Origin of the sequence: Achromobacter animicus (assembly GCF_902859585.1) — a bacterium.
GTDB classification, from domain to species: Bacteria; Pseudomonadota; Gammaproteobacteria; order Burkholderiales; family Burkholderiaceae_B; genus Achromobacter; species Achromobacter animicus.
This window is the reverse complement of sequence record NZ_CADIJM010000003.1, coordinates 289,763-303,031: the sequence shown is the minus strand read 5'-3', so window position 1 is coordinate 303,031 and position 13,269 is coordinate 289,763. Positions and strand designations below refer to the sequence as shown.

Annotated in this window: 8 protein-coding genes; all 8 read left to right on the top strand. The window is 67.6% G+C overall.

The genetic code is table 11. From position 1 onward, the window contains the following. Positions 1-36: 36 nt before the first annotated feature. The 8 genes from HV681_RS10510 to HV681_RS10475 all read left to right on the top strand — a co-directional run bounded on the left by HV681_RS10510 (position 37) and on the right by HV681_RS10475 (position 13,193). On the top strand, positions 37-2,010 hold the full coding sequence (locus tag HV681_RS10510; protein ID WP_175123031.1) for a BCCT family transporter: 1,974 nt from the start codon (positions 37-39) through the stop codon (positions 2,008-2,010). A 176-nt stretch (positions 2,011-2,186) separates the two neighbouring features. Beyond that, positions 2,187-3,317, top strand: a complete 1,131-nt coding sequence (locus tag HV681_RS10505) for an efflux RND transporter periplasmic adaptor subunit (protein WP_175123030.1) — start codon at positions 2,187-2,189, stop codon at positions 3,315-3,317. A gap of 15 nt (positions 3,318-3,332) precedes the next feature. Further along, positions 3,333-6,434 (top strand): MexW/MexI family multidrug efflux RND transporter permease subunit, encoded by a 3,102-nt coding sequence (locus HV681_RS10500; RefSeq protein WP_175123029.1) that lies wholly within the window; start codon positions 3,333-3,335, stop codon positions 6,432-6,434. 10 nt (positions 6,435-6,444) lie between these two features. Then, positions 6,445-7,929 (top strand): efflux transporter outer membrane subunit, encoded by a 1,485-nt coding sequence (locus tag HV681_RS10495; RefSeq protein ID WP_175123028.1) that lies wholly within the window; start codon positions 6,445-6,447, stop codon positions 7,927-7,929. A gap of 30 nt (positions 7,930-7,959) precedes the next feature. Next, complete coding sequence (locus HV681_RS10490) at positions 7,960-8,619, top strand: helix-turn-helix transcriptional regulator (RefSeq protein ID WP_175123027.1); 660 nt, start codon at positions 7,960-7,962, stop codon at positions 8,617-8,619. After that, complete coding sequence (locus HV681_RS10485) at positions 8,616-9,515, top strand: LysR family transcriptional regulator (protein ID WP_175123026.1); 900 nt, start codon at positions 8,616-8,618, stop codon at positions 9,513-9,515. Before HV681_RS10490 ends, HV681_RS10485 begins: the two co-directional genes overlap by 4 nt. Before the next feature lie 224 nt (positions 9,516-9,739). Next, positions 9,740-11,233, top strand: a complete 1,494-nt coding sequence (locus tag HV681_RS10480) for an ABC transporter substrate-binding protein (protein WP_175123025.1) — start codon at positions 9,740-9,742, stop codon at positions 11,231-11,233. Between the two features lie 160 nt (positions 11,234-11,393). Beyond that, on the top strand, positions 11,394-13,193 hold the full coding sequence (locus tag HV681_RS10475; RefSeq protein ID WP_175123024.1) for a gamma-glutamyltransferase family protein: 1,800 nt from the start codon (positions 11,394-11,396) through the stop codon (positions 13,191-13,193). Positions 13,194-13,269: the final 76 nt, after the last annotated feature.

The window sequence follows — 13,269 nt, the reverse complement described above, 5'->3', positions numbered from 1 at the left end:
CATGTTCCGCGACCCTCGGGCGCAAGGAGTGCATCCATGACTTCGGAATCCCGACCCGGCACAACCATCCATCGGCCCGTCTTCTTTTCCGCAGCCCTATTCACCGTGCTGCTCGTCGCCTTCGCCATCATTGCGCCCAAGGCGGCGCAGGACCTCTTCGGCGCGATGCAGGCCTGGATCATCAGCAACGCCAGCTGGTTCTACATCCTGGTCGTCGCGATCATTCTGCTCTCGGTCGCGTTCCTGGCCATCAGCCGGTACGGCGACATCAAGCTGGGCCCGGACCACAGCGAGCCCGATTACCGAAATTTCACCTGGTTCGCCATGCTGTTCTCCGCCGGCATGGGCATCGGGCTGATGTTCTTCGGCGTGGCCGAGCCCGTCATGCACTTCGTGTCGCCACCGGTGGGCGAGGGCGGCACGGTCGAGGCGGCGCGCGAGTCCATGAAGATCACCTTCTTCCATTGGGGCCTGCACGCCTGGGCGATCTACGCGGCGGTGGCGTTAACGCTCGCATTCTTCAGTTTCCGTCACGGACTGCCGCTGACCCTGCGGTCCGCGCTGTATCCGCTGATTGGCAACCGCATCCATGGCCCGATCGGCCATGCGGTGGACATCTTCGCCATCATTGGCACCGTGCTGGGCGTCGCGACGTCGCTGGGCCTGGGCGTGGCGCAGATGAATAGCGGGCTGAATCACCTGTTCGGCATTCCGGTCGGCGTGGTGCCGCAGATCATCCTGATCGTCATCACCTGCAGCCTGGCGACGATGTCGGTGGCCAGCGGGCTGGACAAGGGCATCCGCATCCTGTCGGAAGCCAACATGGTGCTGGCCGTGATCCTGCTGCTGTTCGTGCTGATTGCCGGCCCCACGGTGTTCCTGTTCCAGACCTTTGTGCAGAACACCGGCGCCTACCTGTCCGACATCGTCAACAAGACCTTCAACCTGTACGCCTACGAACCGACCGATTGGCTGGGCGGCTGGACGCTGTTCTATTGGGGCTGGTGGATCGCGTGGTCGCCCTTCGTGGGGCTGTTCATCGCCCGCATCTCGCGCGGCCGCACCATCCGTGAGTTCGTCTGCGGCGTGCTGCTGGTCCCAGCCGGCTTCACGCTGTTCTGGATGACGGTGTTTGGCGACACGGCCATCTATTACATACTGGTTGGCGGCGACCAGGGCCTGGCGCAGGCGGTGGATAAGGACAGTTCGCTGGCGCTCTTCGCATTTCTTGAGTTATTGCCCTGGAGCAGCGTGATATCGGTCTTTGCCATCGCAATGGTGGCCGTGTTCTTCGTCACGTCCGCCGACTCCGGAGCGCTGGTCGTGGACCTGCTGGCCTCGGGCGGCGCGGACCGCACGCCGGTGTGGCAGCGGATCTTCTGGTCGCTGTCCATGGGGGCGGTGGCGATTGCGCTGCTGCTGGCCGACGGCCTGACCGCGCTGCAGACCGCCACCATCGCCAGCGCGCTGCCGTTCTCGATCATCCTGCTGCTGTCGCTATGGGGGCTGTTCAAGGCGCTCAAGCTTGACGCGACCAAGCGGGGCATCCGCTACCAGTCGCTCACGCTTTCCCGGCCGGCGCGCGGCGGCCAGTCCTGGGAACGCCGCCTGCGCAACATGGTCATGATGCCGCGCCGCGCCCACGTGCTGCGCTTCATCTCGGACGTGGTGCGGCCGGCCCTGGAAGACGTGGCCGATGAATTGCGCAAGCAGGGCTACGCGGTTGAGGTGCGCGAAGACGAAGTTGACGGCGGCGCGATCCTGGAAGTCTCGCACGGCGAACATCTGGACTTTTCCTACGCCGTCCAGCCGCAGGCCTTCGTGCGGCCCAGCCTGACGCCAGACGAGGCGGCCGACGAAGACGAGCGCAAGTATTTCCGCGCCGAGGTCCATCTGCGCGAAGGCGGCCAGGACTACGACATCATGGGTTGGAGCCGCGACGCGGTGATCGGTGACATCCTGGATCAATACGAGCGGCATCGTCATTACCTGCACATGGTTCGCGGTTGAGCCGATTGCGCTGATCCACCCGTTCCGTTTTTCCCCTTAGGCCACGCGCATCGCGTGGCCTTTTTTTCGCCCATAGGCCGCCGCTATCCCCTTCATTGCTTTCGCTGCTTTGACGAATCCCCCCGATTCGTGGATTATCCAAGCAAATTCTTGTTTAAATAAAAAGTGAGCGAAAAATGAAGGCGAAGGCAGGAGCATGGGCGGTTGTCGCCCTGGCCGTGGCGGCGGTGGCCGGCGGGGCGATGTACTGGAAATCCAAAGCGGCAACGCAGGGCGGCGGATGGTCGATGCCGCCCGCCAAGGTCGCCGTGGCCGCCGCAGTGCAGGCGGATTTTCCGGTCGTCCTGGCCGGCATCGGCTCGCTGGAAGCCACGCGCCAGGTGCTGGTGCCCGCAGAGGTGGACGGTCGTGTCGCGCAGATCCTGTTCACGCCGGGCGAGTCCGTGAAGGCCGGGCAGTTGCTCGTGCAGTTGAATGACGCGCCCGAGCAGGGCGAGCTGGCGCGGCTGCAAGCGCAGGCGCGCAACGCGCGGGCCTTGCTGGACCGCACGCGCCGGCTGGTGCCGCTGCAGGCCGCAACGCGCGAACAGCTCGATCAGGCGCAGGCCGATCATGAGCAGGCCGCCGCCGATGTGCGGCGCGTGCAGGCGCTGATCGACCAGAAGCGCATCAAGGCGCCATTCGATGGGGTGCTGGGCGTGCGCCGCGTGAACCTGGGCCAGTTTGCCCGCGCCGGCGATCCGCTGGTGTCGCTGACGGATGCGTCCTCCATGTTCGCCAATCTCACGCTGCCCGAGCAGGCGCTGGGCACGCTGCGCGTGGGCCAGCCGGTGGCCGTGACGGTGGACGCCCACGCCGGCCGTGTCTTCCAGGGCAAGGTCACCACCGTGGAACCGCAGGTCGACCCGGGCACGCGCACGGTCCGCGTGCAGGCGTTGCTGGCCAATCCGGACGGCGCGCTGTCCGCCGGCATGTATGCGCAGGGCAGGATCAGCCTGCCCGACCGCCCGAACGTCATCACCGTGCCGGAGACGGCCGTGAGCTACAGCGCCTATGGCGATTCGGTCTATGTCGTGGCCGCGCCGGAATCCGGCACGGCCGGCGCGGCACCCACCGTCCGCCAGGCCTATGTGAAGACGGGCGAACGCCTGCGGGGCCGCGTGGTGGTGACCGAAGGGCTCAAGGCCGGCGACCAGGTCGTCACGTCGGGCCAACTGAGGCTGCATAACGGCGCGGCCGTCGAGATCCTGCCGGACGACACCGTGGCGCTGACCGCGCCGGGGCAGACCGTGGCGCAAGCCCGGTAAGGCACGGAGGCTCCCATGAAGTTCACCGATCTTTTCGTGCGCCGCCCCGTGCTGGCGCTGGTGGTCAGCACGCTCATCCTGCTGCTGGGCGTCAAGGCGCTGAGCGGGCTGCCCGTCCGGCAGTACCCGCTGACCGAAAGCACCACCATCACCATCACCACGCAGTACCCGGGCGCCTCGCCCGACCTGATGCAGGGCTTCGTGACCCAGCCGATCGCGCAGTCCGTCGCCACGGTCGAAGGCATCGATTACCTGTCGTCGTCGTCCACGCAGGGCCGCAGCGTGATTACCGTGCGGATGAAGCTGAACGCCGATTCCAACAAGGCCATGACCGAGGTGATGGCCAAGGTCAACGAGGTCAAGTACCGCCTGCCGCAGGACGTCTACGATCCGGTGCTGGTCAAGTCCGCGGGCGAGGCGACGGCCGTGGCCTACGTGGGCTTTTCCAGCACGAACCTGTCGCTGGCCGCGCTGACCGACTATCTGTCGCGCGTGGTGCAGCCGCAGCTCTCGTCCATCGACGGCGTCGCAAGTGTCGAGCTGTACGGCGGGCAGAAGCTGGCGATGCGCGTGTGGCTGGACCCGGACCGCATGGCGGCGCGCGGCATTTCCGCCGGCGAGCTGGCCGACGCGCTGCGCCAGAACAACGTGCAGGCGGCGCCCGGACAGGCAAAGGGCCTGTACGTGGTGTCCAACATCCAGGTCAACACCGATCTCGTCAATGTGGCCGAATTCCGCGATCTCGTCATCAAGCAGGAGGGCGGCGCCATTGTCCGGCTGGGCGACGTGGCCACGGTGGAACTGGGCGCGGCGTCCACGGATTCAAGCGGTCTGATGGACGGCGAACCGGCCGTGTACTTCGGCCTGAACGCCACGCCCGTCGGCAATCCGCTGGTCATCGTGAAGCGCCTGAACGAGCTGTTGCCCAACATCAAGCAGAATCTGCCGCCCGGCACCAGCGTGCAGGTGCCGTTCGAGCTGGCCCGCTTCATCAGCGCGTCCATCGACGGCGTGACGCAGACGCTGCTGGAGGCCATCGTCATCGTGGTGGCGGTGATCTTCCTGTGTCTGGGCTCGCTGCGCGCAGTGCTGATTCCGGTGGTGACCATACCGCTGTCGATGCTGGGCGGCGCGGCCATCATGGCCCTGTTCGGGTTCAGCGTGAACCTCTTGACGCTGCTGGCGATGGTGCTGGCCATCGGCCTGGTGGTGGACGACGCCATCGTCGTGGTCGAGAACGTGCACCGCCATATTGAAGAGGGCAAGTCGCCCGTGCGAGCGGCGCTGATCGGCGCGCGCGAGGTCGCGGGGCCGGTGATCGCCATGACTATCACGCTGGCGGCGGTCTATGCGCCGATCGGGCTGATGGGCGGACTGACCGGCTCGCTCTTCAAGGAGTTCGCATTCACGCTGGCCGGCGCGGTGGTGGTGTCGGGCGTGATCGCGCTGACGCTGTCGCCGGTGATGAGTTCGTTTCTCTTGAACGGCCGGGTGGCCGACGGCTGGATGGCCCGCAAGGCGGAACACTTCTTCGGCCGCTTGGGCGATGCCTATGGCCGCGTGCTGGACGTGTCGCTGCATCATCGCTGGGTCACCGGCGTGCTGGCCGTGGCCGTATTGGCCAGCCTGCCCTTCCTGTACAACGCCGCGCAGCAGGAACTGGCGCCGGTCGAGGACCAGTCCACGGTGCTCACCGCCATCAAGTCGCCGCAGCAGGCCAACATCGACTACGTCGAGAAGTTCGGCAAGAAGTGGGACGACGTCATGAAGACGCTGCCCGAGCAGAACGGACGCTGGCTGATCAATGGTTCCGACGGCGTGTCCAACAGCATCGGCGGCGTGAACTTCGTGGACTGGCAGGACCGCAAGCGCTCGGCCGACGAGATCCAGGCCGACATGCAGGCGATGGCGAATGGCGTGGAAGGCAGCAACATCTTCGCGTTCCAGCTGCCGTCCTTGCCCGGCTCCACCGGCGGGCTGCCCGTGCAGATGGTGCTGATGAGCGCGTCGGACTATGCCGTGGTCTATGACGCCATGGAGAGCCTGAAGAAGGCCGCGCGCGAAAGCGGCCTTTTCATGGTGGTGGACAGCGACCTGGACTACAACAATCCGGTTGTGCAGTTGAAGGTGGACCGCAGCAAGGCGAACAGCCTGGGCGTCACCATGAAAGCCATCGGCGACACGCTGGCGGTGCTGGTGGGCGAAAACTACGTCAACCGCTTCGGCATGGACGGGCGTTCGTATGACGTCATTCCGCAAAGCCTGCGCGAGCAGCGCATCTCGCCGCAGGCGCTGGCGCAGTACCACGTGAAGAGCGCCTCGGGCGCGCAGGTGCCGCTGTCCAATCTGGTGTCGGTGTCGATGGGCGTGGAGCCCAACAAGCTCACGCAGTTCAACCAGTTGAACGCCGCCACGTTCCAGGCCATTCCCATGCCGGGCGTCACCATGGGCGATGCGGTGCGGTTCCTGACGCGTGAGGCGCAATTGCTGCCGGCAGGCTTCAGCTACGACTGGCAGTCCGACGCGCGCCAGTTCACGCAGGAAGGCTCGGCGCTGATGATCACCTTCATCTTCGCCATCATCGTCATTTACCTGGTGCTGGCCGCGCAGTACGAAAGCCTGCGCGATCCGTTCATCATCCTGGTGAGCGTGCCCATGTCGATCTGCGGCGCGCTGATTCCGCTGGCGCTGGGCATGGCCACCGTCAACATCTACACGCAGATCGGGCTGGTGACGCTCATCGGGCTGATCAGCAAACACGGCATCCTGATGGTGGAGTTTGCCAACGAAATGCAGGTCAGCCACGGGCTGGACCGGCGGGCCGCGATGGAGCAGGCCGCTCGCATCCGCCTGCGTCCCATCCTGATGACCACCGCCGCCATGGTCATGGGGCTGATCCCGCTGCTGTTCGCCACCGGCGCCGGCGCGCACAGCCGCTACAGCCTGGGGCTGGTAATCGTGGTGGGCCTGCTGGTCGGCACGCTGTTCACGCTGTTCGTGCTGCCCACCGTCTACACCGTGTTTGCCCGCGATCACCGGGCGGCCAACGACACGCCGCGTGCCCGTGAACTGGCGCAGGCTGACGCCGAGGACGCGCGCGCCGCGGCCTCGCATTGAGGAATCGAACATGAATAAGCTGCACCGCTATCCCCGGCTGAGCCGCAGTGCCGTCGTGCTGCTGGCTGCCCTGGCCTTGGCCGGCTGCGCCGTCGGGCCGGATTACCAACAGCCGAACCCGGCGCCCGTCGTCCTGGCCAGCCCCGAGCAGGCGCTCTTTTCCACCGACCAGGTCCAGCGCGACTGGTGGAAGCAATTGCAGGACCCGCAGCTCGATCGCTTGATCGACATGGCGCTCGCCCGCAACCTGGATATCCGCATCGCCCAGGCGCGCCTTGCCGAATCGCGCGCGGTACTGGACGAAAAGGAACTGGACAAACTGCCCGCCGTGACCCTGGGCGGCGGTTACGCGCGCAGCCTGTCGCAGGCGAACCCCGGCGTCGCCGGCCAGCGCAATCTGGCCGAAAGCTATCGCGCAGGCTTCGACGCGACCTGGGAGCTGGATCTGTTTGGCCGGCTGCGCCGCGCGGCCGAGGGCGCGGCTGCCCGCAGCGAGGCGCAGGCGGCCGACCTGGCGCAGGCGCGCATCGTGGTGGCGGCCGAGGTCGCGCGCAACTATTTCGAGCTGCGCGGCGCCGAGCAGCGGCTGGCCGTGGCGCGCGCCAACCTCGCCAGCCAAGAGGACAGCCTGCGCGTGACCCAGGCCATGGTGTCGGCTGGCCGCGGCGACGAAGGCGACCTGGCCAGCGCGCGGGCGGAGCTGGAGACCGTGCAGGCCAGCATCCCCGTGCAGGAGACCGCGCGCCGGCTGGCGCTGTACCGGATCGCGGTGCTGGCGGCCCTGCGCCCGGTGGAACTGGGTGCGCTGGATGCCGCGACGCCGCTCGCGCCGCTGACGGCGCGGCTGCCCATCGGCGATGTGGGCGCCTTGCTGTCGCGGCGTCCGGACGTGCTGGCCGCCGAACGCAACCTGGCCGCCGCCAATGCCGACGTGGGCGTGGCCACGGCCGAGCTCTACCCGCGCATCGACCTGGGCGGATTCCTGGGATTCGTCGCGCTACGCGGCGCGGACTTCGGCTCGGCGGCCAGCCGCGGGTTCAGCGTGGCGGCCGACGCGGGCTGGCCCGCCTTCCATCTGCCTACGGCGCTGGCCCGCAAGCGCGGCACCCAGGCGCGTCTGGAAGGCGAGGCGGCGCGCTACGAGCAGGCGGTGCTGCGGGCGGTGCAGGAGGTGGAGGAGGCCCTGGCCGAGTACGGGCAGACGCAGCAGCGCCTGGGCAGCCTGGCGCAGGCCGCCGCGCACAGCGGACGGGCCGCGGAACTGGCCCGGCTGCGCTACCGCGAAGGCAGCACGCCTTATTTGACCGTGCTGGACGCGCAGCGTACGCTTTTGCGCGCCCAGGACGCCGTGGCCGTCGCCGAAGCCGAGTCCTACACGCGCCTCATTGCGCTATACAAGGCGCTGGGTGGCGGATGGCAGGCCCAGCCCGCTGCTGCGGTGGCGGCGGTTTTCCCCGCGCCGGCTGACCCGGGCGAGCCGTCCGTGGCACCATAGGAACCTTCTTCCGGAGCATCGATACCTCTCATGTCTGACAGCTTGTCCCACCCGGCCGCCGCGACACCGCACCAGCCTGCGGACCGCGTGCTCATGACCCTGAAGACGCGCGGACCGCAATCCATCGCGGTCATCGCGCGCGCCATGGACGTGACGGCCGAGGCGGTGCGCCAGCAGATGACGCGCCTGCATGCCGACGGGCTGGTCGACTTCGAAAGCCAAAGCGCGGGCCGCGGCCGGCCCACCCAGATCTGGTTCCTGACCCAGGCCGGCCATGGGCGCTTCCCGGACACGCACGCCGAGATGACGGTGCAGATGATCGCGGCGGTGCGTCAGGTGTTCGGCGATGACGGCATCGACAAGCTGGTGCAGGTGCGCGAAGGCGCCATGCTGAATGTCTACCAGCAGGCGATGCAGGACGCGCCGGACTTGAAGACACGGCTCGCGCGCCTGGTCGACGTGCGCAGCGCCGAGGGCTACATGGCGGAACTGCGTGAAGACGGCGCGGATTTCGTCTTCATCGAGAACCACTGCCCCATCTGTTTCGCGGCCAAGGCCTGTATGGGCTTTTGCCGCAGCGAGCTGGAACTCTTCCGCAAGGTGCTGGGCGAGGGCGTGCAGGTCGACCGCGAAGAACACATCCTGGCCGGCGCGCGGCGCTGCGCCTACCGCGTCAGCCAGCGGCCATGACGCTCAAGCAGCTCGAGGCCTTCTACTGGGCCGCCACCTGCGCCAGTTTCGCCGTGGCGGCCGAGCGGCTGCATCTGTCGGTGTCTTCGCTGTCCAAGCGCATCACGGAACTGGAAGAGGGGCTGGGCCAGCCCCTCTTTGACCGCAGCGGCCACAAGGCCGTGCTGACCGACGCAGGCCAGCGCCTGCTGCCGCAAGCGCGCGGGCTGCTTGCCACGGCCGACCAGATCCGCGCCTCCATGACCGAAATGCCGGGTCTGCGAGGCCGTTGCCGCTTCGGCGTCGGCGAGCTGACGGCGCTGACCTGGCTGCCGGGGTTGATACGCGCCGTGCGCGCGGCCTACCCGGAGCTGGTGCTGGAGCCGTACGTGGACATCGGCCAGGTGCTGGAACAGCGCGTCGCGGACGGCGAGCTGGATTTTGCCGTGATCGCCGGCCGGTCTTCCCGCGCCGGCATTGCGTCATCGCCCATCGGCGAGGCGCACTTCTCCTGGGTCGCCGCGCCCTCGGTGCTGCAACCGGCCGACACCGGCATGACGATGGCCTTGCTGGCCAGGCTGCCGCTCGTCACGCTGCCCGAAGGCGCGGGCACCACGCGCATCATCGACGACTGGCTCGGCGGACGCGAATCCGCGGGCGAGCGCCTGTGCTGCAACAACTGGGGCGCCATCGTCGGGCTGCTGATCGAGGGCACGGGCGTGGGGTTGCTGCCCAGCCATTGGGCCGAAAAGCTCCAGGCCGAAGGCAGCCTGCGCGTCCTGCACGGCGAGCCCGAACTGGCCGCCTTGCCCTACGCCTTCCAGTACCGGCGCGACGACGCCCGGCCGCTGGTCGCCATGCTGCGCGACACGGTCGCCGCGTCGGCCGATTTCTCGGCCCCTTGCCGCCTGCCCTGAGCCATTCGTCCGCAAGGCGGCCGCCACGGGCGTATAGTGGGCGGCGCGTCACCCGCCGGTCTATACAATCGCCGCGCGCCTGGCGCAGAATCCAACAACAAACAGCGTGCGCACGAGGGGGATGGGCCCGGCGATGCGGCGCGTCCCGGGGTCTGTTGCTCCCAGCCAGGCGGTGCCTCCGCGCACGAGACGACAGATCTTGACGGAATCGACGGAGATCATTCATGCGTAAACTTTGCCTCGCCATGGCCATGGCGGGAATGCTGGCCACCGGATTGGCGAACGCCCAGTCCACGCTGCGTATCGGTCTGCAGGACGACCCGGACGTGCTGGACCCGGCGCGCGCCCGCACCTTTGTCGGCCGCATCGTGTTCGCCTCGTTGTGCGACAGGCTGGTCGACATCACCCCCGACCTGAAGATCGTGCCGCAGCTTGCGCAATCCTGGACCGTCGGCCCGGACAACAAGACGCTGACCTTCAAGCTGCGCACGGATGCCGTGTTCCACGATGGCACCCCCATCAACGCCGCCGCCGTCAAGGCCAACCTCGACCGCGCCCGCACGCTGCCCGACAGCAACCGCAAGAGCGAGCTGGCCACCGTTGCCAGCGTGGACGCGCCCGACGAGCACACCGTGGTGCTGAACCTGTCGGAGCCGGATGCCTCGCTGCTGTCGCAGCTGTCCGACCGCGCCGGCATGATGATTTCGCCTGCCAGCTTCGACAAGGACCCCGGCGGCAAGCCCGTGTGCTCGGGCCCGTACCAATTCAAGGAGCGCGTGCAGAACGATCGCATCGTGCTCGAGAAATTCCCCAAGTACTGGGACGCGGCCAATTACCACTTCGACCGCCTCGTCTACACGCCGATTCCGGACAACACCGTGCGCCTGAACAACCTGCGCGCCGGGGACCTGGACATCATCGAACGCGTGGCGCCCAGCGACGCCAAGGCCGTCAAGGATGACGCCAGCCTGCGTCTGGCGCCGGTCACGGGCCTGGGCTTCCAGTCCATCTCCGTGAACCTGGCCAACGGCGCGCGCGCCGATCATCCGCTCGCCAAGGACAAGCGCGTGCGCCAGGCGCTGGATCTGGCCATCGATCGCGACGTCCTGAACCAGGTGATCGGCGAAGGCATGTTCCAGCCCGCCCACCAGCCGTTCCCGCCCGCCAGCTTTGCGTACAACAAGTCCTTCGACCGCCCGGGCCGCGACCCCAAGAAGGCGCAGGCGCTGCTGAAGGAAGCCGGCTACGACCGCGTGAAGGTCGAAATCACCTTCGGCAACAACACCACCATGCAGCAGGTCTTCGAACTGGTGCAGGCCATGGGCGCCGAAGCAGGCTTCGACATCTCGCTGCGCCCAGTCGAGTTCGCCTCGCTGCAATCCTCGCTGGCCCGCGGCGACTTCCAGATCGGCCAGAGCGGCTGGTCGGGCCGTGTCGATCCCAGCGGCAACATCCACCAGTACCTGAGCTGCAAGGGCAACCTGAACGACGGCAAATTCTGCGACCCCGCCGTCGACAAACTGCTCAACGACGCCCGCGCCGAAGCCGACACGACCAAGCGCCGCGCCATGTACGACCAGGTCCTGGCCGCGATGCAGGACCAGCGTCCGATTATCTATTTGTTCTACCTGCCCTGGACGTTCGGCGTGCAGGCCAAGGTGGACGGTTTCGTCCCGTACCCCGACGGTCTGATCCGTCTAAAGGGCGTAAAGAAATAAGCCCACCCCGTACCCGCTGACGCGGGCCCCCTCAAGGGGGCGACACCAGCGGACCGGCGGAGCCGGATCCGCGGTGTCCCGGATGGCGTCACTTGCTGCTGTGGGGCGTCTCGGTGTCAGACACCCGAATCGGTCTTACATCCCAACATCAGGACCCACCATGTTTACGACTCGCCCGGAAATCCTCGGCACCTTCGGTGTCGTGACGTCCACCCATTGGCTGGCCAGTTCGGCCGGCATGTCGCTGCTGGAGCGCGGCGGCAATGCGTTCGATGCCTGCGTCGCCTCGGCGTTCGTGCTGCAGGTGGTCGAACCCCATCTGGTCGGCCCGGCCGGCGAAGTGCCGGCCGTGTTCTATTCGGCCCGCACCGGCAAGGTCGAGGTCTTGTGCGGGCAGGGCACTACGCCCGCCGCGGCCACGCTGGAACGCTACCGCGCCGAAGGCCTGAAGCTCATTCCCGGCAACGGCCTGCTCGCCACCGTGATCCCCGGCGCGTTCGATGCCTGGATGCTGCTACTGCGCGACCACGGCACGATGCGCGTGCGCGACGTGCTCGAACCCGCCATCTATTACGCGGAACACGGCCATGCGCTGATGCCGCGCATCTCCAACACCATTGCCGGCCTGAAGGACTTCTTCGAAACCCACTGGCCGACGACCGCCCAGGTCTACGTGCCGGGTGGGCAGGTGCCGCAGGCCCGCAAGCTGTTCCGGAATCCGGCATTGGCCCGCACCTGGACCCGCGTGCTGCAAGCCGCCGAAGGCGCCGGCGCCGACCGCGAGCGCCAGATCGAGGCCGCGCGCGACGCGTTCTACCGAGGTTTCATCGCCGACGAGATCGACCGCTTCGCCCGCAACACCGACGTCATGGACGAAAGCGGCGCCACCCATCGCGGCGTCATCACGGCCGACGACCTGGCCGGCTGGTCCGCCAGCTACGACGAACCGCTGACCTATGACTATCACGGCTACACGGTCGCCAAGGCCGGCGCCTGGAGCCAGGGCCCGGTCTTCCTGCAGACACTCGCCATCCTGAGAGACATGGACCTGGCGGGCGTCAGTCCCACCAGCGCCGAATTCATCCACCGGGTGACCGAGGCCATGAAGCTCGCCTTTGCCGACCGCGAAGCCTATTACGGCGACCCCGCCTTCATCGACGTGCCGCTCGCCCATCTGCTGTCCGACGCTTACAACGCCGAACGCCGCCAACTGATCGGGGAGGGCGCGTCGCACGACCTGCTGCCCGGCCAGGTGCCCGGCTTCGAGGCGCAGGTCGCGCGCGTCATGGACACGCTCGAGCGCCTGTCGCCCGTCACCGCGCCCGGCAGCGCCACGAACGAACCGACCCTTGCCGATATGCGCGCGTCGGCCAAGCGCGGCGACACCACACACGTGGACGTGATCGACCGCTGGGGCAACATGATCTCGGCCACGCCGTCCGGCGGCTGGTTCCAGTCCTCGCCGGTCATTCCGGAATTGGGCTTCGGCCTGAACACCCGGGCCCAGATGTTCTGGCTTGAAGAAGGCCTGCCCGGCACGCTGGCGCCGGGCAAGCGCCCGCGCACCACGCTGACCCCGTCGCTCGCGCTGCGCGACGGCAAGCCGTACCTGGCCTTCGGCACGCCGGGCGGCGACCAGCAGGAACAATGGCAACTGCTGTTCTTCCTGCGTCACGTGCACCACGGCCTGAATCTGCAGGAAGCCATTGACCTGCCCATGTCGCACACCATGCACTTTCCCACTTCCTTCTACCCGCGCGACCGCAAACCCGGTCATCTGGCGCTGGAGGCCAGCTTCGGCGCCGAGGTCATTGCGGCGCTGCGCCAGCGCGGCCACCAGATCGAAGAACTGCCCGAGTGGTCGGTCGGCCGGCTGACCGCCGCCTCGCGTGACGCGGACGGACTGCTGCATGCGGCCGCCACGCCGCGCCTGATGCAGGCGTACGCCGTCGGCCGTTGAACGGACGGCGCACGCTTTCTTACAAAGCGTGCGCCGTGCGGCGTCTTGCGGCGGTTTACCCGCTTAGGGTATGTTT

Bases quoted from the DNA above. Each gene is read 5' to 3' on its own strand.
- HV681_RS10505 (WP_175123030.1), top strand. From the start codon at position 2,187: ATGAAGGCGAAGGCAGGAGCATGGGCGGTTGTCGCCCTGGCCGTGGCG.
- HV681_RS10485 (WP_175123026.1), top strand. From the start codon at position 8,616: ATGACGCTCAAGCAGCTCGAGGCCTTCTACTGGGCCGCCACCTGCGCC.
- HV681_RS10510 (WP_175123031.1), top strand. From the start codon at position 37: ATGACTTCGGAATCCCGACCCGGCACAACCATCCATCGGCCCGTCTTC.
- HV681_RS10480 (WP_175123025.1), top strand. From the start codon at position 9,740: ATGCGTAAACTTTGCCTCGCCATGGCCATGGCGGGAATGCTGGCCACC.
- HV681_RS10475 (WP_175123024.1), top strand. From the start codon at position 11,394: ATGTTTACGACTCGCCCGGAAATCCTCGGCACCTTCGGTGTCGTGACG.
- HV681_RS10495 (WP_175123028.1), top strand. From the start codon at position 6,445: ATGAATAAGCTGCACCGCTATCCCCGGCTGAGCCGCAGTGCCGTCGTG.
- HV681_RS10500 (WP_175123029.1), top strand. From the start codon at position 3,333: ATGAAGTTCACCGATCTTTTCGTGCGCCGCCCCGTGCTGGCGCTGGTG.
- HV681_RS10490 (WP_175123027.1), top strand. From the start codon at position 7,960: ATGTCTGACAGCTTGTCCCACCCGGCCGCCGCGACACCGCACCAGCCT.